Consider the following 24,408-nt stretch of genomic DNA (forward strand, 5'->3'; position numbering starts at 1 on the left):
TAGCTGTATCTGCTATTTCTTCAGCAAAAGTTCACGAAATAAGGTTTTATTTGACTCAATCGTTCCAATCAACTCGGATTATCGGCCAGAAAGTCAAAAACGATGGCTTGTTGAACACCATTTCGGTTAAAACTGATAAATCCTCGCCAGACCATGTATCCACTGCTGCAAGCGCCGTAAATCATCTTCCCTTCATAGGTGGTTTTATTCACTTCACGAAGATTAACAGGTATAACCCCCATAAACATGTCTCTGCCTTCTAAACGGATCTGAAGATTATCGATAGCATCGGATGATAATAGCTTCAATGTTAATGGTTTTTCGCTCGGGGCATGCGCTGGTGTTAGACTAATACTCAGCTCTAAATCGCCAATGCGTTTAATACAATCCCCCCGTGTAAAGGCACAAAGTGTCGGGTCAGCGGGCATTGTTTTTATCTGTTGCGTGGTCTTTTCATTGCAAGCTGTGAGATTCATCATAACTAGCATGAGAGAGAGTGGGAGAAGTTTGCGAATAAGCACAAAAATTAACCTTGTGATGCAAGATGTTAACATTCTATGGCGTAGGTTGATCTAGATCAACTTTCCAGCCCCCTTCTTTGGTATCTTTTTTGACATGGCTCAAGTATCATTGCGAAACCTCATATTTGAGCACAAATGTGTAGGGTAACGCATTGACATGGCTTCACAACCCTAATAGGGAAGTGGATTTTGTGTCATATATAACAGGTAAAGCTTGTCTTTACTAAAAGTAAAAGTAATAAGCAGTGGAAGCATTATGATGAACCATTCCCAGCCAACAGGCGCTGATTACAATTACACCATTGTCCGCCAATTTGCCTTAACCACAGTTTTGTGGGGTATTGTTGGTATGTCAGTCGGTGTATTAATTGCGGCTCAGTTAATCTGGCCACATCTGAACTTTGATACTCCTTGGTTTACGTATAGTCGCTTGCGACCATTACATACCAATGCGGTTATCTTCGCGTTCGGAACATCAGCCCTCTTTGCAACATCCTATTATGTCGTACAACGCACCTGTCAAACCCGACTATTTGCACCTAAATTAGCTGCATTTACGTTTTGGGGATGGCAAGCCATCATTCTGTCAGCAGCCATCACTCTGCCTATGGGTTACACCAGCGGTAAAGAGTATGCTGAATTAGAATGGCCAATCGATATTGCCATCACCATCGTTTGGGTATCCTATGCAATAGTGTTCTTCGGCACTATTATCAAACGAACAACATCGCATATCTACGTAGCGAACTGGTTCTTTGGTGCATTTATCATTACGGTTGCCGTGCTTCACATCGTGAACTCAATGGCCGTTCCTGTTAGCTTGTTCAAGTCATACTCTATGTACAGTGGCGCGGTCGATGCCATGGTGCAATGGTGGTATGGTCACAACGCGGTAGGTTTCCTGTTAACCGCAGGTTTCTTAGGGATGATGTACTACTTCGTGCCTAAGCAAGCGGGTCGTCCTGTTTACTCATATCGTCTGTCGATTGTGCACTTCTGGGCACTGATCGCACTGTACATTTGGGCAGGTCCTCACCACTTACACTACACTGCCCTGCCAGACTGGACTCAGTCTTTAGGTATGGTGATGTCACTGATCCTGTTCGCACCATCTTGGGGTGGTATGATCAACGGTATCATGACCTTATCTGGCGCATGGCACAAACTGCGTACTGACCCAGTACTGCGTTTCTTAGTGGTTTCTCTGTCTTTCTACGGTATGTCGACCTTCGAAGGTCCGATGATGGCCATCAAGACAGTTAACGCTTTATCTCACTACACAGACTGGACTGTCGGTCACGTTCACTCAGGCGCGCTAGGCTGGGTTGCAATGGTGTCTATCGGTTCTCTGTATCACTTGATCCCAGTACTGTTCGGCCATGGCCGTATGTACAGCATCAAGTTAGTTAACGTGCATTTCTGGTTAGCGACTATCGGTACTGTTCTTTACATCGTGTCTATGTGGATTTCAGGTGTAATGCAAGGTCTGATGTGGCGTGCAGTTAACGCTGACGGTACTTTGACTTATAGCTTTGTTGAAAGTCTGGAAGCTTCTTATCCTTTCTACTTCGTACGTTTCCTCGGCGGTTGTTTCTTCTTAACCGGTATGCTGATCATGGCATACAACGTGATCCGTACTGTGAAAGCCTCTAAAGATTCATTGCCAGCACTGGCTGAAGCAAAAGCGGCTTAAGGAGCAAACTCGATGAAATTTAATCATGAGATAGTTGAAAAAAACATCGGTTTGTTAGCGATCTTCACTGTTATCGCTATCAGCTTCGGTAGCTTGGTAGAAATCACGCCGTTGATTTTCCAAAAAGATACCACTGAGCCTGTTGAAGGTTTGAAACCCTACACTGCCCTGCAACTCGAAGGCCGTGACATTTATGTGCGTGAAGGTTGCTACAACTGCCACAGCCAGATGATCCGTCCTTTACGTGCAGAGACTGAACGTTACGGTCACTACTCTGTTGCCGGTGAGTCTGTTTGGGATCACCCATTCCAATGGGGTTCTAAGCGTACTGGTCCAGACTTGGCTCGTGTTGGCGGTCGCTACAGCGATAAATGGCATGAAGTTCACTTAATCGATCCTCGTGCAGTGGTCCCTCAATCGAATATGCCAGGCTTCCCATGGCTTGCCGAAAACAAGTTAGACGGCAAGTTAACCGGCGACAAGATGACTATTCTGCGTAACATGCATAAAGGCGGTTACAAAGGTAATGATCTTTACACCGATGAAGAAATCGCAGGCGCTCAGAAAGCTGTTGAAGGTAAGACAGAGCTGGAAGCCTTGATTGCATATCTTCAGTCTTTGGGTCACGCACTCAAATAAGGAGGCAATATATGGATTACGGCACATTACAAGGTATTTTAACCATCATTGTGATGCTGACCTTCGTCGGTATATTTGCTTGGGCATATAGCTCGCGTCGTCAAAAATCCTTTGATGAAGCAGCCAATCTTGTGTTTTCCGATGAGGAAATCAGCAAGGAATCGAAGGACTCAGGAGAGAATAAGTGATGAGTAGCTTCTGGAGTATTTGGATTAGCGTACTCTCGTTAATTGTGATCGCAGGATGTTTTCTGTTGCTGCGTGTGTGTTCAAAGAACACCACGGATGTCAAAGAAGGCGAATCTATGGGTCATAGTTTCGATGGTATCGAAGAACTCAATAACCCACTGCCAAAATGGTGGAGTTATATGTTCTATATCACTATCGTGTTTGGCCTGGTTTACTTAGCCCTCTTCCCAGGTTTAGGTAACTACAAAGGTCTACTGAACTGGACCAGCTCTAACCAGAGCATTGGTACAGAGAAAGGTATTAAAGCCGATTCTGCTGCAGCGGTTGAGCTGGCAGCAAAAGAAGGCATGTACGTTCAGTATGATCAAGAAGTTAAACACGCTAACGAAAAATATGGCCCAATCTTCGCGGCTTACTTGGCTACACCACTCGAAGAGTTAGTGAAAAACCAAGAAGCGTTGAAAGTGGGCGGTCGTTTGTTCCTACAAAACTGCGCGCAGTGCCATGGCTCTGACGCACGTGGTAGCAAAGGCTTCCCTAACCTGACCGACAGTGATTGGTTATACGGTGGCGATTTAGCGACCATCAAGACCACTATCATGAACGGTCGTCATGGCATGATGCCACCAAAAGGTGGTTTGCCAATCGACGATAGCGAAATTGCAGGTCTGGCCGAGTACGTAGTTAAGTTATCTGGCCGTGAGCACGACGAGAAACTCGCCGCTCAAGGTCAAGGTTCATTCATGAAAGGTTGTTTTGCGTGTCACGGTATGGACGCAAAAGGCAACAAACTCATGGGCGCGCCTAACTTAACTGACGATGTTTGGTTATATGGCGGTAGCCGCGGTGTGATCGAAGAAACGATCAAACACGGCCGTGCAGGTGTGATGCCAGCATGGAAAGACGTTCTCGGCGAAGAGAAAGTCCACGTGATCGCAGCTTATGTTTATAGCTTGTCAAACAAGTAATTAGATGTGAGTAACGCTAAGGCCTCGATAACGTCGAGGCCTTTTTTTTAAAGTGCTAAAGCCACCTTTTAACGGTAAAATGGCGCAAATTTTTATTATGGGTATTTAACATGAGCGAACAACAACCCTGGTATAAGCAGTTTTGGCCTTGGTTTTTAATTATTCTTCCTTTGTGTGCCGTCGTCGCAAGTTTTACCACGCTAAAAATTGCCCTCTCTAACTCTGACTCTCTGGTCGCCGAGGATTATTACAAAGAAGGCAAAGCCATCAACATGGACTTGAGTAAAGTCAAATATGCCAAGCAGCTTGGCATGCAATGGCAACTCGAACAAAATCACCACGAAGTGCTATTCACCCAACACGGTGGACCCGCCTATCAAGCCGCGTTAAAAGTCGAATTTTATCACCCAACAATTGCCGAAAAAGACATCAAGATGACGGTAACGGCCGATGCTAACCATGTGTATCGCATTACCCTGCCCGATGTATTAACGGGTGCTTGGGAAGTCCGCCTCGAAGGTTTTGACGGTAAATGGCGTATTCATCAACGTGTCGAACTCAAAGACAACGTCCAATTGTGGTTGAACTAATTGTGGTTGAATGAATATTGCTATGACACATCCAAGTTGTTTTCACTGTAATGAGCCCGTGCTCACTGGGACTCAGTTTGTCACCCGCATTAATGACCGCGATGAACTCATGTGTTGCCCAGGCTGCCAAGCGGTATCTCAAGCCATTGTGGATGCAGGCTTATTAAGCTATTACAAGTTTCGAACCGAACCTGGCAGTAAACAGACGGCACTCGTACCCGATGAATTAAATCAGTTTAGTGCCTACGATTTGCCCGAAGTACAGCAGGACTTTGTCCACTCGGAGGAAAAGAGTGACTCTGTGTCGCTGTCCATCGACGGCATTACCTGTGCGGCCTGCGCTTGGTTAATCGAACATAAAGTGAAACAACTGCCTGGCATCAGCCAAGTGATGGTCAACTCCACCACCCAAAGGGCGATGATCAGCTGGGATAAACAGCAAGTTAAACTCAGTGATATTCTTGGACAAATTAGCCGTATAGGTTATCAAGCCGCGCCCTATCAAGTGGATGAGCAAGAACTGACCGCCAAGCAAAATAGCCGCAAATTTTTACTGCGCTTAGGCTTGGCGGGTTTTGCTACCATGCAAGTGATGATGTTCGCCCTCGCCCTCTATACCGGTTACTTTACCGATTTGGATGTGCAATATCGGGATTATTTCCGTTGGGTGAGCATGATTTTTGCCACACCCGTGGTGCTTTACTCGGCGCAGCCCTTCTATTTCAGCGCCATTCGCACCCTGCTCAGTGGCAAACTCAATATGGATGTGTCGGTCTCTATTGCCATTGGCGGCGCCTATATCGCCAGTTGCTTTGCGACTGTAAACGGCACGGGCGAAGTCTATTTTGAATCCGTCTCCATGTTTACCTTCTTCCTGCTGCTGGGGCGTTATTTCGAGCAGAAGGCAAGACAAAAAGCTTCCGTCAGCTCCAGTAATCTCCACAAATTAGTGCCGTTAACGGCGCATTTAGTCACGGCCCAGGGGCAAGAAGAGATCCCCGCGAAAAAATTACGCCTCGGGGACATTATTCTTATTAAACCCGGCGAAATGGTCGCCGCCGACGGAATCGTCGTTGACGGCCACACTAGCATCAATGAAGCCATGCTCACCGGTGAGCAAATGCCGATTGAAAAGCCCGTCGATAGCCAAGTATTTGCTGGCACCATTAACCTAGACCAACCCATTAAGGTTAAAGTGACCGCCCTTGGGCAAGACCAATTGGTTGCCGAAATTATTCGCCTGCAGGAATTAGCCTCAAATACTAAACCTGCCGTGGCTATGCTAGCCGATAAACTGTCGCGTTATTTCTCAGGCACTATCTTATCGATTGCGACAATCACCTATCTGGTGTGGCTGCAAATCTCCCCCGAAGATGCCTTTTGGGTCACCTTGTCGGTATTAGTGGCAACTTGCCCTTGCGCGCTTGCGCTAGCCACCCCCACCGCCGTCACCTGTGCGACCGCAATACTTACTCGCCTTGGGATTATTACCCGTAAAGCTGGCGTATTTGAAAAACTGCCACAAATCAAACATGTGGTATTTGATAAAACCGGCACCCTCACCTGCGGCACCCTATCGATTGCCAAGGTTGAATGCCATAGCGATATAGAGAAAGAACAGGTACTGGCAATTGCGGCAGCGCTAGAATCAGGCTCACGCCACCCTATTGCCGCGGCCTTTGCCAGCTTTGCCCAAGTCGATGTTGTTGCCGAGCAAGTTCACCATGAAGTGGGTTTTGGGGTGAAAGGCTTGATTAATGGCACCGAGTACCGCATTGGTAACTCAAGCTTTACGGGGGCCGCCGCCGAGTCCAAACTTGCAAACCAGCTGATTTGGCTCGCCCGCAGCCATAATGGCCAGCTTGAAGTCATCGCCACGATTGAGATCCAAGATAATATCCGTGTCGATAGCAAAGAAACCGTCGATATTTTGAAGCAACAAGGTTGCAAGGTTAGTATTGCCAGTGGCGATAGCTCTGGGCATGTGCATCAATTGGCGAAAGAACTCGGGATTAGCGATGTTCACAGTGGACTGACTCCAGCCGATAAACTGGCCCTGGTGACCAAACTACAGCAATCGACACCGGTGGCGATGTTCGGCGATGGCATCAATGATGCGCCAGTCCTCGCGGGCGCCGATTTATCTGTGGCTATGGGGAGCGGCAGCGCGATTGCTAAAAACAGCGCCGATCTCATTCTGCTTGGCGATCACCTCTCTCGCTTCACCCAAGCGGTCAAGGTTGCTAAACTGACCACACAAATTATTCGTCAAAACCTCGCTTGGGCCTTAGGCTATAACGCACTGATTTTACCGCTGGCGGTAACTGGGCATGTTGCGCCTTATATTGCCGCCCTTGGTATGTCGGCAAGCTCTTTGATTGTTGTGGGTAACAGTTTGAGATTATTACGAATTAAATTATAACAATGAAATAGGCTTAGGTTATGAGCATCATTTATGTACTAATCCCTATCGCGATGATCTTTGTGTTGATCGCCGTAGCCGTGTTCTTTTGGGCGGTCAAATCCGAACAATTCGATGACTTAGACCGTCAAAGCGTGTCGATTCTCTTCGATGAGGATGCAGACAAACCGACTCAAGCCAATCCATCGTCACAGGCACAAGATAAAGGCATGCCTCAGTGATTGGCTCTGTGATTGAATATAACGTCACAGGGGCATTTCTGGTGGGGTTAATGGGCGCAGCTCATTGCTTTGGCATGTGTGGCGGCCTCGTTGGCGCCTTTTCCTCCCAACTGCCGAATCCTAAACAGGGCAATCACTTAGCCCATCAACTCACCTACTTATTAAGCTATAACGTCGGCCGGATAGTAAGTTATACCCTCGCAGGCGCCTTAGTCGGCGGTTCATCGGCCATGCTTGGGCACTTATTTGAACTCGACAGTTACCTGTTGATCCTAAGGATCATTGCTGGCGTGATGATGATTGCAACCGGGCTTTACATTGCAAAAATCTGGGTGGGTATAGTGCAGATTGAGCGCCTTGGCCAAGTGTTATGGCGCTACCTGAAACCCTTAGCCCAACGCCTCGTGCCCATCACTACGCCCATGCAGGCCATCACCGCTGGACTGATTTGGGGCTGGCTACCCTGTGGCTTGGTCTATAGCACCTTAACCTGGTCGGTGGCGGCAGGCTCTGCCAGCCAAGGCGCCTTGATTATGTTCGCCTTTGGATTAGGGACACTCCCAGCGCTCCTGAGTGCCGGTGTTGCGGCCAAACGTTTGGCCAATTGGGTACAGCAAAAAACCGTTAGATTATTGAGTGGCTTACTTTTAATTGCCTTCGGCGCACAAACTTTATATATCGCCCTGTCGCAGCTAAACTAGCCCAAGCGAGTGAATTGGTTTAACATGGCTGCAGTGGATTAACTTGAGAACCGACATGACAATAGAGCAGAATAAAAACCGTCGTCCCGCCGCGAGTGGGTGCGCAATTCATTGTCACGATTGCAGTATGGGTACCCTTTGTATTCCGTTTACCCTCAATGCCAACGAGCTCGATCAGCTCGACGATATCATTGAGCGTAAAAAGCCAATTCAAAAAGGTGAGCAGATTTTTAAATCAGGCGATCCATTAAAGTCCCTGTTCGCCATCCGCTCTGGTACAGTCAAAAGTTATACGATTACCGAACAGGGCGATGAACAGATCACTGGTTTCCATTTAGCGGGCGATGTGATTGGTTTTGACGGTATACACGCTCAATCCCACCAGAGTTTTGCCCAAGCCTTAGAAACCTCCATGGTATGTGAAATCCCCTTCAATATTCTCGATGAGCTTTCAGGCAGCATGCCCAAGTTACGCCAACAAATCATGCGTTTAATGAGCAATGAAATCATGAGCGATCAAGAAATGATTTTATTGCTGAGCAAGAAAAACGCTGAAGAACGCCTCGCCGCGTTTATCAGCAATCTTGCTAACCGCTTTGGCAACCGTGGGTTTTCTCCGAAAGAATTCCGTTTAACCATGACCCGTGGTGACATTGGTAACTACCTTGGCTTAACCGTAGAAACCATCAGCCGCTTGTTAGGCCGTTTCCAAAAGTCAGGTTTGATTGAAGTGAAAGGCAAGTACATCACCATCCTTGACCACCACGAACTTAATCTCTTGGCAGGTAATGCCAGGATCGCCAGATAAGTCACACCTTCCTAGATTTGTGCTTTAATATTCGTAATTAATGCGCTAGGCACTGGTTTTGAAAAGAGTTTTGATCTAGAACAATACAGATAATTGCCAAAGGCTCATGATGAACATGAGCCTATGACTAAAGGAACATGTTATGAAGGATTATCAAAAAATACTGGTAGTAGTCGACCCAACGACAGAGCATCAAGTTGCACTCGCCCGAGCGGTGACCTTGGCCAGTAAAAGTAACGCCCATGTGACTGTGTTTCTCTCTATTTTTGACTTCTCCTACGAAATGACATCGATTCTATCGAGCCAAGAGCGCGAAGCCATGCGCCAAGGTGTGATTGATCAGCGTCTGGCGTGGATCCAAGATCTACTGACCGCCTATAACCACCTGCAACTCGATATTGATACTCAAGTTATTTGGCACAATCGCCCATTTGAAAGCATCATCAACCATGCGATTGCAGGGCAATATGATTTGATCGTCAAAGGCACCCACGCCCACGACAAGTTAAAGGCCGTTATTTTTACTCCAACCGATTGGCATTTAATGCGTAAAGCGCCAGTGCCTGTGTTGATGGTCAAAGATCATGATTGGCCAGAAGCGGGTAAAATCCTCTGCGCCGTCAACGTGGCAACCGAAGATACCGATCATCAGATGCTAAATGGCAAGATTATCGAACATGCCAAGGATTTAGCCGCAAAATTTGCCGCCGAAGTGCACTTAGTCAATGGTTATCCCGGCACACCGGTGAATCTTGCTATTGAACTGCCTGATTTCGATGCACAAACCTATAACGACACCATTCGCATGCAACATGAGCAACGAGTGCAATACCTTGCCAATGCCTATGGTATCGATACCCTGCACTGCCATGTGAAAGAAGGCTTACCAGAGGATGTGATCCCTGAGCTTGCCGAGCAACTCGATGCCGAGCTGGTCATTTTAGGCACCGTCGGTCGGACTGGATTCTCGGCGGCGCTTATCGGCAATACCGCAGAGCATGTGATTGATAGCATTAACTGTGATTTATTAGCCATCAAACCCGATGGTTATAAATCGCCGCTTGAAGAGGCATAACGCACGCCGCTCTTTACCCCGCCGTCGATAGCTGGAATAATACGCGCCCTGAAACTGAGTTACTGGGCGCTTTTTTTATGTTGGAAGCTATGTCTGAAGTTACGGCGAGTCAAATGCCTGAAGAATTATCAAAAAAACAAATTACCCGTCTGAATAAATTACAGAAGCGTCTGCGCCGTGAAGTGGGTAGTGCCATCGCCGATTACAACATGATTGAAGATGGCGACCGAGTCATGTGCTGCTTAAGTGGCGGTAAAGACAGTTACGCCATGCTGGATATTCTGCTTAATCTACAGCAGCGCGCGCCCGTACAGTTCGAAATTATTGCCGTTAACTTAGATCAAAAGCAGCCGGGTTTCCCTGAACACGTACTGCCAGCCTATTTAGACAGCCTAAATATTCCCTATCACATTCTCGAGAAAGACACTTACTCGATTGTGAAACAAAAGATCCCTGAAGGCAAAACCACTTGCTCGCTGTGCTCTCGCCTGCGTCGCGGTACTCTCTATGGCTTTGCCCAGCGCATTGGCGCAACCAAAATCGCACTAGGCCACCACAGAGACGATATTATTGAGACCATGTTCCTCAACATGTTCTACGGCGGCAAGATGAAAGCCATGCCACCTAAGTTGCTCTCGGACGACGGCGCTAACGTGGTTATTCGTCCACTCGCCTATTGCCGCGAAAAGGATTTAGAAGAATATGCGGAATTGAAAAAATTCCCTATCATTCCCTGTAACCTTTGTGGCTCGCAGGAAAACCTCAAGCGCCAAGCAGTGAAAGACATGCTTAATCAGTGGGATAGACTCTACCCAGGCCGTATTGAAACCATTTTCACCGCCATGCAAAACACAGCCCCTTCACAGGGTGTTGACCGTGAGCAGTTTGACTTTGTGTCGTTGAAACGCGATCCCAACGCGCCGATGAAGGGTGATGTGGCCGAAGCCGATTTACCCGCATTTGACTTTTTGGATATCGCCAACAGCGGCCATATCGATTTAGATGCGGCAAAACGCATCAATATCGTCAACGTTTACGAAGCGTAAACGCGATACGCATAAAAAAGCCCACGAGAGTGGGCTTTTTTATAGCTAAAATCTATCCTTACTTAACCCAAGGGCTCAATACGGTCGGCGCCTGGCTAAATTGCAACGACGTCAAGCTGTTAAGCTGCTCAACACTCAACTTAAAGCTGCTGTTCACCTGTTGCTCACGCCCATCAAGCGTCACAGTAACGGCTTGGTCTTGAGCAAATTCAAAGTTTAATCCCGCGATTGGCTCCTTAAAATAGCGCATCGGGAAGCCCTGCATGGCTCCGAGTAAAGCATCCATTTCGCTGGCGATTTGCGCTAGTCGCGCCTTGTCGTATGTGGCTAAAGTCTGCTTAGCTCTGACTTGCATCGCAATACCACAGCCCTCAGCCTTGCCTTCAAACTCTAGATTCACTAATGCGCGTTGATCTTTCAGCGCGTCATCAAAGGGAATAAACAACCGCTGCGCCGCTGTATAAGTGAGTGGCGTTGAATTTAATTCACTCGAAATGCTTCCACTCTGGATCTGACAATTAGGCAGCATTGGTACACTAAAGGCGATTTCGACTAACTGATAATTCCCCTTATTGACTTGCTTTAATCTGTCATAAAAGCCTTTATATTCGAGGGAAATCGTTTCTGCCTGCAGGCTTGTCGCACACAAGCAAAGCCCCACTAACCACCATTTTTTATACATCCGCCTTCACCAAATATTTTTCATTATGACGTAACATATCGAGTAACTCGTCGATATAAGCTTCTTGCCTTTCAGAATAATTCACTAGTCCATAGATCAGTTGGTCGGCACTTAGCTCTGCTTCCTGAGAGCGTAAATCGGCCCGTATTGAGCGAAACAGCGTGTATGCCGTATTCGAGTTCAAATTGCGCATATAGGAAGACACTGAAGCATCCACCGAGGGAAACACTTTCACTTCATGGGTTTTGCCTGAACCACGAGAGGATGGCACTATGCCGCAACCATTGCTAAAACACCATTCGCCGAAAAAGTTAAAGCCTTCACGGGCAAAACGCGAACTGCCCCACCCCGATTCATTGGCCGCCTGAATAAGCACCATAGATTCGGGAATAATATCGACCCGTTTGAGTAAACTGTTCAGGGATTTTGCATCCACATTACGGGCAGCATATTGATATTTATCAAATAACTGATTGAGCTGCGCTAACTGTTTATCCGACAGAGTACTGTCGTTCTCCACTAAGGCCAACATGTCGGTGATAAAGTCACGCTCGGTGGCAATAATGGCGTTTTGCTGTTGAATGATCGGCCTGAGAAAATCAAAAAAGGCACGCTTTTTTTCCGCCACATCATTGATGGCAGAAAAGTCAGGCACTTGAGTAACGGGATCAACGGAGTTTTCCAGTTGGTTAACGATAGATTCAGGCTCATCAATTGTAGGAATGAGCCAGACTCTCAGCGAAAAAATCGCTAAGATCACTAGGGCTAACGCGAGTGTAAACGAACCAATTCTACCTGTTTTCAATAAGTCACCTTTGATATTGAGTCACGAGTGGCAAAATAAGCGCCAGATTATATGTCATATCTTGAAATTCACGAAATCTGACGACAAAACCGCCCATGCCAAGCGCAGTCAAAGCGTATCTGTTCTGAAAATGCGATCCCACGCTTAACTCATACACATTGGCACAATTTGAGCGTGAATATTTAGTGCATGCTTTTGACTGAGCTTTTATACTAAGGTTCCGTTAATGCAGGTATTGGCAACCGAGCCCAAACGAGGCTTCGCAGCACCACTTAACAACAGGACAGGATTTTTTGGGTATTCAGGAAGGAACCCTCATGCAGCATCAAATCTTAAATCAATACAGACACGTGGTCGCCATTGGTGGTGGTCACGGCTTAGGTCGTGTACTCTCATCGCTGGATTTTCTGGGCAATCGTCTCACAGGCATTGTTGCAACCACAGATAATGGTGGCTCTACGGGCAGATTACGGGCCGAACAGGACTGTATTGCCTGGGGCGATCTGCGTAATTGTCTGTCTCAACTAGCCCATCGCCCTTCGGTGAGCTCGCAATTATTTGAGTACCGCTTTCAGGGCGAAACCGAACTAAGCGGCCACAATCTGGGTAATTTGATGTTGCTTGCCCTCGACAAGCTTTGCGTTAGGCCCCTCGAGGCCGTCAATCTTATTCGTCATATGCTTAAGATTGAAACCAATATTATCCCAATGTCAGAGCAACCAACCCATTTAGTGGCATTGCAGGCCTCTGGTTGTAAGGTCTTTGGTGAGGTTAATGTCGATAAGATGAATGAGGCGCCCATTGCCTTATGTCTTGAACCACAGGTTGATGCGACTGCCGAAGCCTGTGAAGCCATCAGCCGTGCGGATCTGATTATCCTAGGCCCAGGGAGCTTCCTGACCAGTATTATGCCACCGCTGTTACTGCCCTGCTTTGCTAAAGCCTTAGCGATGACCACTGCGCCCGTGGTTTTTATCGATAATCTGAATGAAGAAACTTCACCAGCCGGCCAGTTTAGTATTGAGCAGCGGATAGCTTGGTGCCATCAAGTGATTGGCAAGCCTGTGATCACTAAGGTACTGCGTCACTCTGAACAAGTGCGCCTTGGCACTTTAATGAATTACTTCCCGTTAAGAAATCGCCACAATCCGCAATTACACGATCAGGCGGGGCTGCGTGATGCGCTCAGCGCAGTATTGAGAATTAAGTCGGATTTACCGCTAGAAACCTTGGCGTCATAACGACGCACTAATCGCATCCCTTCAGCACCCAACAGATTCAAAATGCTAAAGGACAGCTCAAAATACCAAAAGGACAGCCTAAGCTGTCCTTTTTAGTGAGCCCTCTTCTTATGCCAGAGGACTAAATTAAAGAACTAAGTTAAAGAGCTAACTTAAAGAACTAAATTAAAGAACTAAATTAAAGAACTAAATTAAAGAACTAAGTTAAAGAACTTGGGCAATCGCTTTACAGATCACAGGCATATTGGTTTTGGTCATACCGGCAACACTAATACGGCCTGAACCGACGATATAAATACCAAACTCGTCTTTCAAGCGTGCAACCTGCGCTTTGTTTAAGCCAGAGAAACTAAACATACCGTTTTGGCGGGAAATAAAGCTAAAGTCCTGGGTCACGCCTTCATCCTTTAAGCTTTGGACGAACAGGGTACGCATCTCGGCGATACGCTCACGCATTTCGGTCAACTCTTGTACCCAAAGTGCTTTTAATGCCGCATCGCTTAAAATGGTGCTAACGATTAACGCACCGTGTGCTGGTGGGTTTGAGTAATTAGCGCGAATGGTACGCTTCACTTGGCTGAAGGCACGCACCGCTTCATCGGCATTTTGTGCCACTACAGTCACAGCGCCGATACGCTCGTTATAAAGACCAAAGTTTTTAGAGAAAGAGTTAGCCACTAACAACTCAGGTACTTTTGCAGCCACTAAACGTAGTCCTGCGGCATCTTCTTCAATCCCAGCACCAAAACCTTGATAAGCAAAGTCAAACAATGGCACTAACTGCTTGTCTGCACACAGGTTAGCAACTAATTCCCATTGGGCTAAGGTCAAATCAATACCCGTTGGGTTATGGCAGCAGCCGTGCAGTAGAACAATGTCACCCGCCTGTGCATTGGCGAGATCTGTCATCATGCCATCGAAATCGATATCGTGGGCACTGGCATTGTAGTAACCGTATTCTTTAACCGTTAAACCTGCAGTTTCAAAAATATTCTGATGGTTCGCCCAAGTTGGGTTACTTACCCACACAGTGCGCGATGGCGTGTTGCGCAGTAGAAACTCGGCGGCAATACGCAGTGCACCAGTACCACCTGGCGCCTGAGCGGTCGCGGCACGGCCTGACGTCACAAGCGTACTGCCCTCGCCAAATAATAGCTCTTGTACCACGCGGTTATAGGTTTGAACCCCTTCAATACCTAAATAGTTCTTGGTCTTCTCTTGCTCAAGCAATAGGGCTTCTGCTTTCTTCACTGACTGTAATACTGGAGTCTGCCCTGCTTCATCCTTATAAATGCCAACACCGAGGTTCACTTTATCTTGGCGTGGATCGGCCTTGAAGGTATCGGTTAAACCAAGGATGGGATCAGCGGGTGCGAGTACTACCTGAGAGAAAATCATGACTACTTATCCTAAATGTTCACGTGTAGGGGAAATTCGGCTTATTTATACCACTGTCTTAAGAGGGGGAATAGCGCCTATTGCCGCATCTTAAGGAAATAGTTTGCGTATTATGGATTGATTAAAATAAATAACAACTAAATGAGAGATCAATTGTCTTGAAGCTGAAATTTTTGATAATTGTGATTTTTAAGAGGCTGATCACTATTTGTTTAAGGATTAATTTGTAGGTGTTAGAATGGGATTTTCGGCAATAAAAAAGGCCTAACATCTGTTAGGCCTTCTCTATGTTATGGTACCCGAGGCCAGACTTGAACTGGCACGCTGTTACCAGCGAGGGATTTTAAATCCCTTGTGTCTACCGATTCCACCACTCGGGCAAACTCTTTATATTAACGACGGGAATCGTGTCATTAATACTTTAATCTATGGAGGCGCGACCCGGAGTCGAACCGAGATCGACGGATTTGCAATCCGCAGCATAGCCATTCTGCCATCGCGCCAGATTTCCAAACTCGTAAAGAGTTGGAGCGACATATCGGGTTCGAACCGATGACCTATACCTTGGCAAGGTATCGCTCTACCAACTGAGCTAATGTCGCATCGATGTCACAGCTTAATCAGCGATTAAGCTTAGGAGTTACGTTGCTACGCTTTCCCCTGACTGCGGATTGGCATTCTACCGATTTAACCTTCAGAGTCAATCAACAAATTTGAAATATTGCGCTCAGAAGCACTGTTTGCCCAATATTCAGCCACAGAGATAAAAACTTGCCGATTGAATAATCAATTTGATGATTTTCTTTGCAACAACAAGAGCTGAAGTGATGTTACCCAGCCTTATCAACGCTATTTAGGACGGGTCAATGCCATAAAAAAAAGCGCCCTACTGGACGCTTTTTCTTGGAAGTATTTATGTGCGTAGCAATTATGCCGGCAGAGACAGAGTCGTCAGGCCTAACATCGTCTGCATCACACCGACTACTTGGCAGCTGTAACCAAATTCGTTGTCATACCATACGTACAGAATGGCACGTTTACCTTCGGCGATAGTCGCTTGTGAATCAACCACGCCCGCATAGCGAGATCCCACTAAATCGCTTGATACGATTTCAGTTGAGTCTGTGTAATCGATTTGGTTTTGCAATGGTGATTGCAGCGCCGTGTCTTTCAGGTATTCGTTCAATTCGTCTTTGTTGGTCTCAGCATTGAGGTTCATGCTGATGATCGCCATAGATACGTTTGGTGTTGGCACGCGAATCGCGTTACCCGTCAGTTTACCCGCTAATACAGGCAGTGCCTTAGCTACGGCTTTAGCCGCGCCTGTTTCAGTTATCACCATGTTTAATGGTGCACTGCGACCACGACGGTCAGCACTGTGGTAGTTGTCGATCAGGTTTTGATCGTTTGTGTATGAGTGAATCGTCTCAACGTGACCATTCTCGATACCGTACTTGTCGTTTACCGCTTTCAGTACTGGTGTGATGGCGTTAGTGGTACAGCTCGCCGCAGACACAATGATGTCTTCTGCAGTGATGTCACTTTCGTTCACGCCGTAAACGATGTTCTTGATGGCGCCTTTTGCAGGAGCTGTCAGTAACACTTTGCTCGCACCAGGGCTCTTCAAGTGTAAGCCAAGGCCAGCTTCATCTTTCCAAATACCCGTGTTGTCTACCACTAAGGCATCAGTAATACCGTATTTGGTGTAATCCACTTCATCTGGCGAGTTTGCGTAAATAACTTGGATATAGGTGCCGTTAGCGATGATAGCGTTGTTCTCTTCATCCACTTCAACTGAACCGTTAAATGGACCATGAACAGAGTCACGACGCAGTAAGCTTGCGCGTTTTTCTAAATCGCCCTTCTTACCACCACGTAACACGATAGCGCGCAGTCTTAACTTGTTGCTGCGGCCAGTACGTTCGATCAGTAAGCGCGCTAATAAGCGGCCAATACGACCAAAACCATACAACACGACATCACGCGGGGCGATATCATCAGCATGATCAATCGCCGCCGCTAATTCACGTGCCATATAGCTTTCAATTTCGTTGGTATCGGTATGTTCAGCCCAGTATTTAACGGCAAGCTTACCAATATCCACTTTACATTGTTTAACTGCGAGTCTGCTTAAGGCTTGAACAAACGGGAAACTCTCGCGTAAACGTAATTTCTCGCCGACATGACGACGAACTAAACGGTGCGCTTTAATAATCTCAATAGTAGAAGCATTGAGTAATGGCTTACCATAAACCACAACTTCGACGCCTTGGTTACGGTACAACTTGCCCAGCAAAGGTTGCATTGCCTCTGCCATTTCAAAACGTTCTTGCCAACTTTGTAGGTGTTTATCAGCGCTCATTTACAGATCCTTTATCTCACTTTTCAATAAAATATATTGAAAGGTTTGAGTAACATGACGAAAAGACCAATAATCTTATGGAGGTTTTAGGGAAAACCCTGTGTTTTGGTCGGCGCCATTGTAATGAAAACTGACCCAGCTTGCCAGTAAGATATTTTCTGTAAATCTGTAATTTTATTAGAGAAAATTGCATTTTGGAGCGTATTTTGAGACAAAATCTAGTAATAATTACATCATTTACCCTCGCAATAAGCCTTTTCGGTTGTGATAATGGCCGAAATATCGAAACGATTTGTAAAAATAATCCTGAAATTTGTGCTGATTTGCATAAGGATGGATGGTGTTTAACCGAGAAAACCCTGCTGATCCAGAGCCGATTCGACCTATTAGACAACAAAAATCCTACGGGTAAGCAACTTTACCAACAGTTAACTTACCTTGAAGATTACAGCCGTTGTATTGAATTGGCCTCAGGGGTGCAACATATCATCCATACGAATCGCACAGCAGACCGAGCAAGAGCCTTTCGCCTAAGTACAGAAAACCTCAGCCGTCTACAGGAAGAAACCCGCGAACGCCAAGACCCCTTTATGTCTTACTATCAATGGACACGTTTTGGCGACACCGATGCCTTAAACCGACTATTAGCGCAAGAAAATGCCGGTGAAGTCACTGAACCTTTTCTCTTAGCGCAAATCGCCACCTATTACAGCAATCGAAATGCCATCAAAGCGCAGCAACTCTATCTTAAAGTGTTTGCAGAAATTCAATATGCCGACTTTGATCCCAACTGGTTGCTTGGGCTCGCCTCAGCCTATCGTCAAACCCAAGCGTTTGAAAAAACATATATGCTGACCAAAGCCAATTTACTACTTACGCAGCAGAAGTATTCTGAAGATAAGATGCTAGCCTTAATCGGTGGCGACAAGACGCTAGCGGCCAAATTAGATCAATACGCCCAGAACTTAATCGACGCGTTAGAAGATGGCCTCTATTCAACCAGTCCGGTTGCGCTCTGGCTTGCTCCGCCCCAGACAGAGGTAACACCGCCTGCGGCAACAACTGTCGAGCCAGAGAAGCCAAATTCGCCTTAACTTGCGTTTTGAAGAACGTCGGCAAAATGTTTGCCACCTTGTAATTTTTTACCCAAATACAGCGCTGAAAATGGTGTTTTCGCGAGCAATGTAAAAAAAACACCTAATTTGTTAACCGAATCCCGGCAAAATTGCCGAATTCACTTGACGATAGCTGTCAGTTTGGTAATTTTACTACCAGTTGAATTTTATAATCACCAGAGGGATATGAGATGACTATCCGTGTAGCAATAAATGGTTATGGCCGTATCGGTAGAAACGTATTACGCGCCCTGTATGAAAGCGAAAAAGCTTACCCAATCAAAATTGTTGCCATCAACGATTTAGGCGACGCTTCAATCAACGCTCACCTGACAAAATACGATTCTGTACATGGTCGTTTCAATGCCAAAGTTGAGCATGATGCTGAAGCAATTTATGTCAACGGCGACAAGATCCTCACCTTCCAAGAACGCGATCCAGGTAAATTACCTTGGGGCGACTTACAAGTTGACGTCGTGTTCGAATGTACTGGTATCTTCACTTCTAAAGAATCTGTACAGCCACATTTAGCGGCGGGCGCGAAGAAAGTCATTATCTCTGCACCAGGTAAAAACGTTGATGCAACCGTCGTTTACGGTGTAAACAACAATGTGTTGACCGCGGATATGACAGTTATCTCTAATGCCTCATGTACCACTAACTGTTTAGCGCCTTTCGCTAAGCCGTTAAATGACGAAATTGGTATCGAATCAGGTCTGATGACCACCATTCATGCTTACACCAACGATCAACGTTTATCTGACGTATACCACACAGATTTACGCCGTGCCCGCGCTGCAGCACTGTCAATGATCCCAACTAAAACTGGCGCTGCCGCGGCAGTAGGTTTAGTTGTACCTGAATTACAAGGTAAATTCGATGGTTTAGCAGTACGTGTACCGACTGTTAACGTGTCTTTAGTGGATTTATCTTTCATTGCAGCACGTGATACCACTGTTGAAGAAGTTAACGCCATCATCGAACGTGCCGCTGCTGTTGCGCCACTGAGCGAAGTGTTAGCGGTTAACAAAGAGCCACTGGTGTCTATCGACTTTAACCACAATGCGTTTTCATCTAACTTCGATGCGACTCAAACCCGCGTTAACGGCCGTTTAGTCAAAGTGATGGCATGGTACGATAACGAATGGGGCTTCAGTAACCGTATGTTAGATAACGCGGTTGCGCTGATGAACGCGAAGTAATCATTCTTCTTTATCAAAAAGCCCCGCTCTTGCGGGGCTTTTTTATACCGATTTCACGGCTCATTAATCCACTGTCGTTACCAATGCTAGCATTTCGCCGCTAACCACTGAATGTGGCGATACATTAATTGATAATACCGCAGGCTACACGCGCACCGCCGCCACCTAAAGGCGCTGGGTGATCGGAATGGTTGTCGCCACCGGCATGGATCATGATCGCATGGCCTTTAAGCTCCCCCATTTTTAAGCGCGGTGCCAGCACGGCCTGGCTAGCAGCACCGTCTGCATCGACAAACAATGGTGGCAGATCGCCTAAATGCCCTTCTCCCCATGGCGCGCCGTGGGCCTTCGTGGCGGCAGGATCATAGTGTCCACCTGCCGCGCCAGCAGGAACGATTTTTCCGTCCTTTTCCTTTGGATCACAGCTGCCGTTCTCATGTAGATGGAAACCATGTAATCCCGGCATTAAGCCTTTGAGTGATGGCGTAAATACCACTCCATACTGCGACTCTGAAATGGTCACTTGACCGACACTTTCACCCACGCCCTTTTCGTTGACAAGATTCATAGGCACACTCACGTCTGCAAATGCACTGGCAGCAGACATTGATGCAAGCAGTAACACGATGTTTTTCATACCCTTCTCCATGGTTATCTTATACAAAATTGCATGAACACAGCGCAATGAGTGAACTCACCTACGCTTTGATATATCAAATTTAGGCCAACAACACCGATCCAGTAAGTAAAAGAGCGTGTATTTCTTTAAATTGAAGCATATATGCATCTATGAAGAATGGCGTCTAAAAGCTAGCGCACCTTATTAAGCACATACTTAGCAGCTTAGCTGCTGATCAATTTGAACCGATACAAAAATCCCCGCCAAGTGGCAGGGATTTCATTTTTCGTGAGTGTTATGGACGCTTGATTAAGCGTTGCCTTTCACTTTCATATTCAGTGTTTTAGCGAAGTCAAGCATGCGGGTCAGCGGGATTAAGGCTTTCACGCGTAAATCTTCATCGACAAAGATTTCGTGAGTCGTTTTGTCGCTGTCACTTAATGACGCTTCAATCGCCTTTAAGCCGTTCATCGCCATCCAAGGACAGTGAGCACAGCTCTTACAGGTGGCACCATTACCGCCAGTAGGCGCTTCAATCAGTGTTTTACCCGGCGCCGCTTGTTGCATTTTGTAGAAAATACCGCGATCGGTCGCCACAATAAAACGCTCATTAGCCATGGTTTGCGCAGCTTTAATCAACTGGCTGGTGGAGCCGACAGCATCCGCCATCGCCACCACACTCGCGGGTGACTCTGGGTGTACTAGAATCGCCGCGTCGGGGTAAACACGCTTTAAATCACGCAGCGCATTAGCCTTAAACTCATCGTGAACGATACAGTCGCCCTGCCACATCAACATCTCGGCGCCCGTTTGTTTGGCAATATAACTGCCTAAATGACGGTCTGGGCCCCAAATGATTTTTTTGCCTTCGCTGTCTAAATGCTCAACGATTTCAAGGGCAATACTTGAGGTGACCACCCAATCGGCACGGGCTTTTACCGCCGCCGAAGTGTTGGCATAAACGACCACGGTATGATCAGGATGCGCATCACAGAAGGCGCTGAATTTATCGATGGGGCAACCTAAGTCCAATGAACAGGTCGCCTCCAAGGTCGGCATCAGAATGGTTTTTTCTGGGCTTAAGATTTTGGCAGTTTCCCCCATAAATTTCACCCCAGCGACAATTAACGTCTTAGCGGGATGATCGCGGCCAAAGCGCGCCATTTCAAGCGAGTCAGAAACACAACCGCCGGTTTCTTCGGCCAGAGCTTGAATTTCAGGGTCGGTATAATAATGGGCAACCAAAACCGCATCTTTTTCAATCAGCAGCTGCTTGATACGTGCCTTGTAGTCCGCCTTTTCGGCATCGGACAGAGGAATTGGCTTAGGCGGAAACGGATAATCAATAGTTTCGATTGTTGGGGCAAATGGGCTGGGGCTCATAACAAATCCATCAGGATAACAACGTTCGTGAATTATACGTAATTGGGATCAAAAGATTAACCCATTTATGGCCTGCGAATAAAAAAGGACGCTAAATTGCGTCCTTATTTGCTGGATTGGCTGTAAGTATTGGCTGACAGCCGATTAGCGCATGGCTAATAGCATATCCTGCGGCTGCTCAAGGTATTGTTTCCAAAGGTTGCAGAAACGAGCAATGGTGCCACCATCGATAACGCGGTGATCCCCAGACCAACTCACTTGCATGATCTGACGCGCTTCGACTTCACCTTTCGCATTGAAGCGCGGCAAGATTTGTAACTTACCTAATGCGACAATCGCGACTTCCGGCTTATTGATTATAGGCGTTGCGACTGTGCCACCTAAGGCGCCAATATTCGAAATCGAAATCGTGCCTTCTTTAAGATCCGCCGGCGCAACACGGCCGCTACGGGCGGCATTGGTTAAGCGGGTGATTTCGGCCGCGACCTCAAGGATGCTCTTATCTTGTACATCCTTCACGTTTGGTACCAATAATCCCACCTTAGAGTCGACCGCCATACCTATGTTATGACGCGCCTTGTAGGTGATTTCCGTACAATCAGCATTCACTTGGCTGTTAAGTACAGGGAACTGCGTTAAGGCTAACGACATGGCCTTCATAAAGAATGGCATCATGGTCAGCTTAACTTCGTCGGTGGAATACTTGGCCTTCATGCTTTCACGCAGAGCGACTAAGTCTGTCAAATCAAACTCTTCGCAATAGGTGAAGTGTGGAATGGTGGATACCGATTCCACCATCATTTTTGCCATCACGGCTTTCACGCCACGGATAGGCTCAATAATGTCACCCCGTGCAGCGCTTGCCACTGCTGTAGAAACGGTCGATTGAGCCACAGTTGGGGCAGCAACCACTGACGCAACGGCAGGCACAGCGCCGCCTTGCGCTTGGAAGCGAGTAATGTCTTCCTTATACACACGGCCATGTTTGCCGCTACCAGGGACGCGACTTAAATCGATATCTAAGGCACGTGCCATACGGCGAACGGCTGGGCTGGCTAAGGCTTTACCTTGGCGAGCAGGCTCCGAGGACACCGCCGCGCAAGCGGCTGGTGCTGCGGTATTCGCAGCGGTGGCGCTGGCTTCTTGTACATGGCTGACTGGCGCACTAACGCCACCTTCAACCTCGATCGCAAATAATGGCGCATGTACCTTAGCTAACTGGCCCTTACGATAGTGCAATTTGACAATTTTACCCGCTTTGATAGCAGGGATTTGCACTAGGGCTTTATCTGTCATCACATCGGCGATGGGTTGGTCTTCCACCACAGTATCGCCTTCTTGGACTAGCCATTCGACCAGTTCACACTCAACAATACCTTCGCCAATATCGGGTAGCAGAAACTCTTCTACGCTCGTACCCGCCGCGCTGGATTGGCTTGCAGGTGTTTGCGTCGCTGTGTGTGCTTCAGGCTGAGACGCAGCAACAGGTGCGACTTCGTCGGACTCAATCTGCACAGCATAAAGCGGCGCATGCACCTTAGCGATATCGCCTTTGGCGTAATACAGCTTGGTCACGACTCCCGCAAAAGGCGCTGGAATTTGCACTAAGGCTTTGTCGGTCATCACATCGGCGATGGGCTGATCTTCAGCAATCGTATCGCCCTCTTGCACCAACCACTCGACGAGTTCACACTCGACAACGCCTTCACCAATGTCCGGCAAAATAAAATCTTTAATCATACCGGACTCCTAGAAATTCACCGATGCCTTAATGGCTTCAAAGGTTTTGAGCGCATCGGGCATATATTCTTTTTCGTGGACCAGTGGATATGGGGTATCTAGACCACATACACGGCTGATGGGTGATTCTAAATACAAGAAACACTCTTGCTGAATCGTCGCGGCGATTTCACCGGCAAAACCACCCGTCAATGGCGCTTCGTGGTTGATCAGTAAGCGGCCGGTCTTCTTCACAGAATCTGCAACTGTATCTACATCCCAAGGCGCGAGTGTACGTAGGTCGATAATTTCGCAGGAAATCCCCTCTTTTGCCGCCATGTCGGCCGCTTTTTCGATGATTTCCATCTGTGCGCCCCACGCCACTAAGGTGATGTCTTTCCCTTCACGCACCACTTCGGCTTTACCCAGCTCGATTTCATAATCGCCCGCAGGGACTTCACCCACTGAAGCACGGTATAAACGCTTTGGCTCAAAGAACACCACAGGGTTTTTATCGCGAATAGAGGCTAATAATAAGCCCTTGGCCTGCTCTGGATTACGTGGCACAACCACTTTTAAGCCTGGCGTTTGGGTAAAATAAGCTTCTGGCGATTGTGAATGATAATGGCCGCCCGCAATACCGCCACCATAAGGTGTACGGAACACTAGGCTTCCCACATTAAATTCATTACCGCTGCGGTAACGGAATTTAGCAGACTCGTTCACTATTTGATCGAACGCTGGAAAGATGTAATCGGCGAACTGGATTTCCGCCACGGCGGTCATACCATTAGAGGCTAAACCGTTGGCAAAACCCGCGATGCCTTGTTCTGTCAGCGGCGTGTTAAAGCAACGGCTGCGACCAAACTTTTCCTGTAAACCTGAGGTTGCGCGAAACACACCACCAAAGTGGCCAACGTCTTCACCAAATACCACCATGCGCTCGTCAGATTGCATGGCGATAGACAAGGCCTCATTGACGGCCTGTAACATATTCATTTCTGCCACGG

At 47.2% G+C, this 24,408-nt stretch carries 23 protein-coding genes and 3 tRNA genes; 14 read left to right on the forward strand and 12 right to left on the reverse strand.

Annotated features, from left to right (window positions below):
* Positions 1 to 68: 68 nt before the first annotated feature.
* The gene (locus L2713_RS11200; RefSeq protein ID WP_248967960.1) at positions 69 to 554 is read right to left on the reverse strand and encodes a hypothetical protein; all 486 of its coding nucleotides are present in this window, start codon (positions 552 to 554) and stop codon (positions 69 to 71) included.
* Positions 555 to 777: 223 nt separating this feature from the next.
* Between L2713_RS11200 and ccoN the strand changes: the two genes are divergently transcribed.
* From ccoN to ttcA, 11 genes are all read left to right on the forward strand, one after another.
* Positions 778 to 2,214: a cytochrome-c oxidase, cbb3-type subunit I gene (gene ccoN / locus L2713_RS11205; RefSeq protein WP_011072351.1), complete on the forward strand. Its 1,437-nt coding sequence runs from the start codon at positions 778 to 780 to the stop codon at positions 2,212 to 2,214.
* 12 nt (positions 2,215 to 2,226) lie between these two features.
* Positions 2,227 to 2,853, forward strand: a complete 627-nt coding sequence (ccoO, locus tag L2713_RS11210) for a cytochrome-c oxidase, cbb3-type subunit II (RefSeq protein WP_011622772.1) — start codon at positions 2,227 to 2,229, stop codon at positions 2,851 to 2,853.
* An 11-nt stretch (positions 2,854 to 2,864) separates the two neighbouring features.
* Positions 2,865 to 3,041, forward strand: a complete 177-nt coding sequence (locus L2713_RS11215; protein ID WP_011072349.1) for a CcoQ/FixQ family Cbb3-type cytochrome c oxidase assembly chaperone — start codon at positions 2,865 to 2,867, stop codon at positions 3,039 to 3,041.
* A complete protein-coding gene (gene ccoP / locus L2713_RS11220; protein ID WP_248967962.1) occupies positions 3,041 to 4,009 on the forward strand; it encodes a cytochrome-c oxidase, cbb3-type subunit III in 969 nt (322 codons plus the stop codon). The genes L2713_RS11215 and ccoP overlap by 1 nt, the downstream gene beginning before the upstream one ends.
* Positions 4,010 to 4,119: 110 nt before the next feature.
* Complete coding sequence (locus L2713_RS11225) at positions 4,120 to 4,599, forward strand: FixH family protein (RefSeq protein ID WP_011622774.1); 480 nt, start codon at positions 4,120 to 4,122, stop codon at positions 4,597 to 4,599.
* A 22-nt stretch (positions 4,600 to 4,621) separates the two neighbouring features.
* Complete coding sequence (locus L2713_RS11230) at positions 4,622 to 7,021, forward strand: heavy metal translocating P-type ATPase (RefSeq protein WP_248967964.1); 2,400 nt, start codon at positions 4,622 to 4,624, stop codon at positions 7,019 to 7,021.
* 20 nt (positions 7,022 to 7,041) lie between these two features.
* Positions 7,042 to 7,242, forward strand: a complete 201-nt coding sequence (gene ccoS, locus L2713_RS11235) for a cbb3-type cytochrome oxidase assembly protein CcoS (protein WP_011622776.1) — start codon at positions 7,042 to 7,044, stop codon at positions 7,240 to 7,242.
* Positions 7,243 to 7,250: 8 nt separating this feature from the next.
* Complete coding sequence (locus L2713_RS11240) at positions 7,251 to 7,943, forward strand: sulfite exporter TauE/SafE family protein (protein WP_248968038.1); 693 nt, start codon at positions 7,251 to 7,253, stop codon at positions 7,941 to 7,943.
* 55 nt (positions 7,944 to 7,998) lie between these two features.
* A complete protein-coding gene (gene etrA, locus L2713_RS11245) occupies positions 7,999 to 8,751 on the forward strand; it encodes an electron transport transcriptional regulator EtrA (RefSeq protein WP_011622778.1) in 753 nt (250 codons plus the stop codon).
* Positions 8,752 to 8,893: 142 nt separating this feature from the next.
* A complete protein-coding gene (gene uspE / locus L2713_RS11250; RefSeq protein ID WP_011622779.1) occupies positions 8,894 to 9,826 on the forward strand; it encodes a universal stress protein UspE in 933 nt (310 codons plus the stop codon).
* A gap of 77 nt (positions 9,827 to 9,903) precedes the next feature.
* Positions 9,904 to 10,872 carry a tRNA 2-thiocytidine(32) synthetase TtcA gene (gene ttcA / locus L2713_RS11255; protein WP_248967966.1) on the forward strand — a complete coding sequence of 323 codons (969 nt, stop codon included), beginning with the start codon at positions 9,904 to 9,906 and terminating at the stop codon, positions 10,870 to 10,872.
* 58 nt (positions 10,873 to 10,930) lie between these two features.
* Here the strand turns inward: ttcA and L2713_RS11260 are convergent, their stop codons facing one another.
* Together L2713_RS11260 and L2713_RS11265 are read right to left on the reverse strand one after the other, a co-directional pair.
* Entirely contained in the window at positions 10,931 to 11,554 is a 624-nt protein-coding gene (locus L2713_RS11260) for a DUF2987 domain-containing protein (protein WP_248967968.1), read from the reverse strand.
* Complete coding sequence (locus L2713_RS11265) at positions 11,547 to 12,359, reverse strand: glucosaminidase domain-containing protein (protein WP_089067761.1); 813 nt, start codon at positions 12,357 to 12,359, stop codon at positions 11,547 to 11,549. Before L2713_RS11265 ends, L2713_RS11260 begins: the two co-directional genes overlap by 8 nt.
* 317 nt (positions 12,360 to 12,676) lie before the next feature.
* On the opposite strand from L2713_RS11265, the gene L2713_RS11270 reads away from it, so the two are divergent.
* Positions 12,677 to 13,600, forward strand: a complete 924-nt coding sequence (locus tag L2713_RS11270) for a YvcK family protein (RefSeq protein WP_011626149.1) — start codon at positions 12,677 to 12,679, stop codon at positions 13,598 to 13,600.
* Between the two features lie 204 nt (positions 13,601 to 13,804).
* Here L2713_RS11270 and L2713_RS11275 read toward each other — a convergent pair whose 3' ends face one another.
* From L2713_RS11275 to L2713_RS11295, 5 genes are all read right to left on the reverse strand, one after another.
* Entirely contained in the window at positions 13,805 to 14,998 is a 1,194-nt protein-coding gene (locus L2713_RS11275; protein ID WP_011622784.1) for an amino acid aminotransferase, read from the reverse strand.
* A gap of 293 nt (positions 14,999 to 15,291) precedes the next feature.
* Positions 15,292 to 15,378, reverse strand: a tRNA-Leu gene (locus L2713_RS11280).
* Positions 15,379 to 15,427: 49 nt separating this feature from the next.
* Positions 15,428 to 15,501 (reverse strand) — tRNA-Cys (locus L2713_RS11285).
* A 23-nt stretch (positions 15,502 to 15,524) separates the two neighbouring features.
* Positions 15,525 to 15,600, reverse strand: a tRNA-Gly gene (locus L2713_RS11290).
* A gap of 326 nt (positions 15,601 to 15,926) precedes the next feature.
* A complete protein-coding gene (locus tag L2713_RS11295; protein WP_248967970.1) occupies positions 15,927 to 17,360 on the reverse strand; it encodes a glyceraldehyde-3-phosphate dehydrogenase in 1,434 nt (477 codons plus the stop codon).
* Between the two features lie 206 nt (positions 17,361 to 17,566).
* Between L2713_RS11295 and L2713_RS11300 the strand changes: the two genes are divergently transcribed.
* Both L2713_RS11300 and gap read left to right on the forward strand, forming a co-directional pair.
* Positions 17,567 to 18,454: a DUF2989 domain-containing protein gene (locus tag L2713_RS11300; RefSeq protein WP_248967971.1), complete on the forward strand. Its 888-nt coding sequence runs from the start codon at positions 17,567 to 17,569 to the stop codon at positions 18,452 to 18,454.
* Positions 18,455 to 18,666: 212 nt separating this feature from the next.
* Entirely contained in the window at positions 18,667 to 19,677 is a 1,011-nt protein-coding gene (gap, locus tag L2713_RS11305) for a type I glyceraldehyde-3-phosphate dehydrogenase (protein WP_011622787.1), read from the forward strand.
* A gap of 124 nt (positions 19,678 to 19,801) precedes the next feature.
* Here gap and sodC read toward each other — a convergent pair whose 3' ends face one another.
* The 4 genes from sodC to L2713_RS11325 form a co-directional block, all read right to left on the reverse strand.
* Positions 19,802 to 20,314, reverse strand: coding sequence for a superoxide dismutase [Cu-Zn] SodC (gene sodC, locus L2713_RS11310; protein WP_248967972.1), 513 nt, complete (start codon positions 20,312 to 20,314; stop codon positions 19,802 to 19,804).
* Between the two features lie 291 nt (positions 20,315 to 20,605).
* Positions 20,606 to 21,679, reverse strand: a complete 1,074-nt coding sequence (gene nadA / locus L2713_RS11315; RefSeq protein WP_011622789.1) for a quinolinate synthase NadA — start codon at positions 21,677 to 21,679, stop codon at positions 20,606 to 20,608.
* Positions 21,680 to 21,823: 144 nt separating this feature from the next.
* On the reverse strand, positions 21,824 to 23,419 hold the full coding sequence (locus tag L2713_RS11320; RefSeq protein ID WP_248967973.1) for a dihydrolipoyllysine-residue acetyltransferase: 1,596 nt from the start codon (positions 23,417 to 23,419) through the stop codon (positions 21,824 to 21,826).
* A gap of 9 nt (positions 23,420 to 23,428) precedes the next feature.
* Positions 23,429 to 24,406, reverse strand: coding sequence for an alpha-ketoacid dehydrogenase subunit beta (locus L2713_RS11325; protein WP_011622791.1), 978 nt, complete (start codon positions 24,404 to 24,406; stop codon positions 23,429 to 23,431).
* Positions 24,407 to 24,408: the final 2 nt, after the last annotated feature.

Origin of the sequence: Shewanella seohaensis (assembly GCF_023283775.1) — a bacterium.
Lineage (GTDB): Bacteria > Pseudomonadota > Gammaproteobacteria > Enterobacterales > Shewanellaceae > Shewanella > Shewanella seohaensis.

Bases quoted from the DNA above. Each gene is read 5' to 3' on its own strand.
- L2713_RS11320 (WP_248967973.1), bottom strand. From the start codon at position 23,419: ATGATTAAAGATTTTATTTTGCCGGACATTGGTGAAGGCGTTGTCGAG.
- L2713_RS11270 (WP_011626149.1), top strand. From the start codon at position 12,677: ATGCAGCATCAAATCTTAAATCAATACAGACACGTGGTCGCCATTGGT.
- L2713_RS11200 (WP_248967960.1), bottom strand. From the start codon at position 554: ATGTTAACATCTTGCATCACAAGGTTAATTTTTGTGCTTATTCGCAAA.
- ccoS (WP_011622776.1), top strand. From the start codon at position 7,042: ATGAGCATCATTTATGTACTAATCCCTATCGCGATGATCTTTGTGTTG.
- ccoP (WP_248967962.1), top strand. From the start codon at position 3,041: ATGAGTAGCTTCTGGAGTATTTGGATTAGCGTACTCTCGTTAATTGTG.
- uspE (WP_011622779.1), top strand. From the start codon at position 8,894: ATGAAGGATTATCAAAAAATACTGGTAGTAGTCGACCCAACGACAGAG.
- sodC (WP_248967972.1), bottom strand. From the start codon at position 20,314: ATGAAAAACATCGTGTTACTGCTTGCATCAATGTCTGCTGCCAGTGCA.
- L2713_RS11225 (WP_011622774.1), top strand. From the start codon at position 4,120: ATGAGCGAACAACAACCCTGGTATAAGCAGTTTTGGCCTTGGTTTTTA.
- etrA (WP_011622778.1), top strand. From the start codon at position 7,999: ATGACAATAGAGCAGAATAAAAACCGTCGTCCCGCCGCGAGTGGGTGC.
- L2713_RS11230 (WP_248967964.1), top strand. From the start codon at position 4,622: ATGACACATCCAAGTTGTTTTCACTGTAATGAGCCCGTGCTCACTGGG.
- gap (WP_011622787.1), top strand. From the start codon at position 18,667: ATGACTATCCGTGTAGCAATAAATGGTTATGGCCGTATCGGTAGAAAC.
- L2713_RS11295 (WP_248967970.1), bottom strand. From the start codon at position 17,360: ATGAGCGCTGATAAACACCTACAAAGTTGGCAAGAACGTTTTGAAATG.
- ccoN (WP_011072351.1), top strand. From the start codon at position 778: ATGATGAACCATTCCCAGCCAACAGGCGCTGATTACAATTACACCATT.
- ttcA (WP_248967966.1), top strand. From the start codon at position 9,904: ATGTTGGAAGCTATGTCTGAAGTTACGGCGAGTCAAATGCCTGAAGAA.
- ccoO (WP_011622772.1), top strand. From the start codon at position 2,227: ATGAAATTTAATCATGAGATAGTTGAAAAAAACATCGGTTTGTTAGCG.
- nadA (WP_011622789.1), bottom strand. From the start codon at position 21,679: ATGAGCCCCAGCCCATTTGCCCCAACAATCGAAACTATTGATTATCCG.
- L2713_RS11260 (WP_248967968.1), bottom strand. From the start codon at position 11,554: ATGTATAAAAAATGGTGGTTAGTGGGGCTTTGCTTGTGTGCGACAAGC.
- L2713_RS11215 (WP_011072349.1), top strand. From the start codon at position 2,865: ATGGATTACGGCACATTACAAGGTATTTTAACCATCATTGTGATGCTG.
- L2713_RS11275 (WP_011622784.1), bottom strand. From the start codon at position 14,998: ATGATTTTCTCTCAGGTAGTACTCGCACCCGCTGATCCCATCCTTGGT.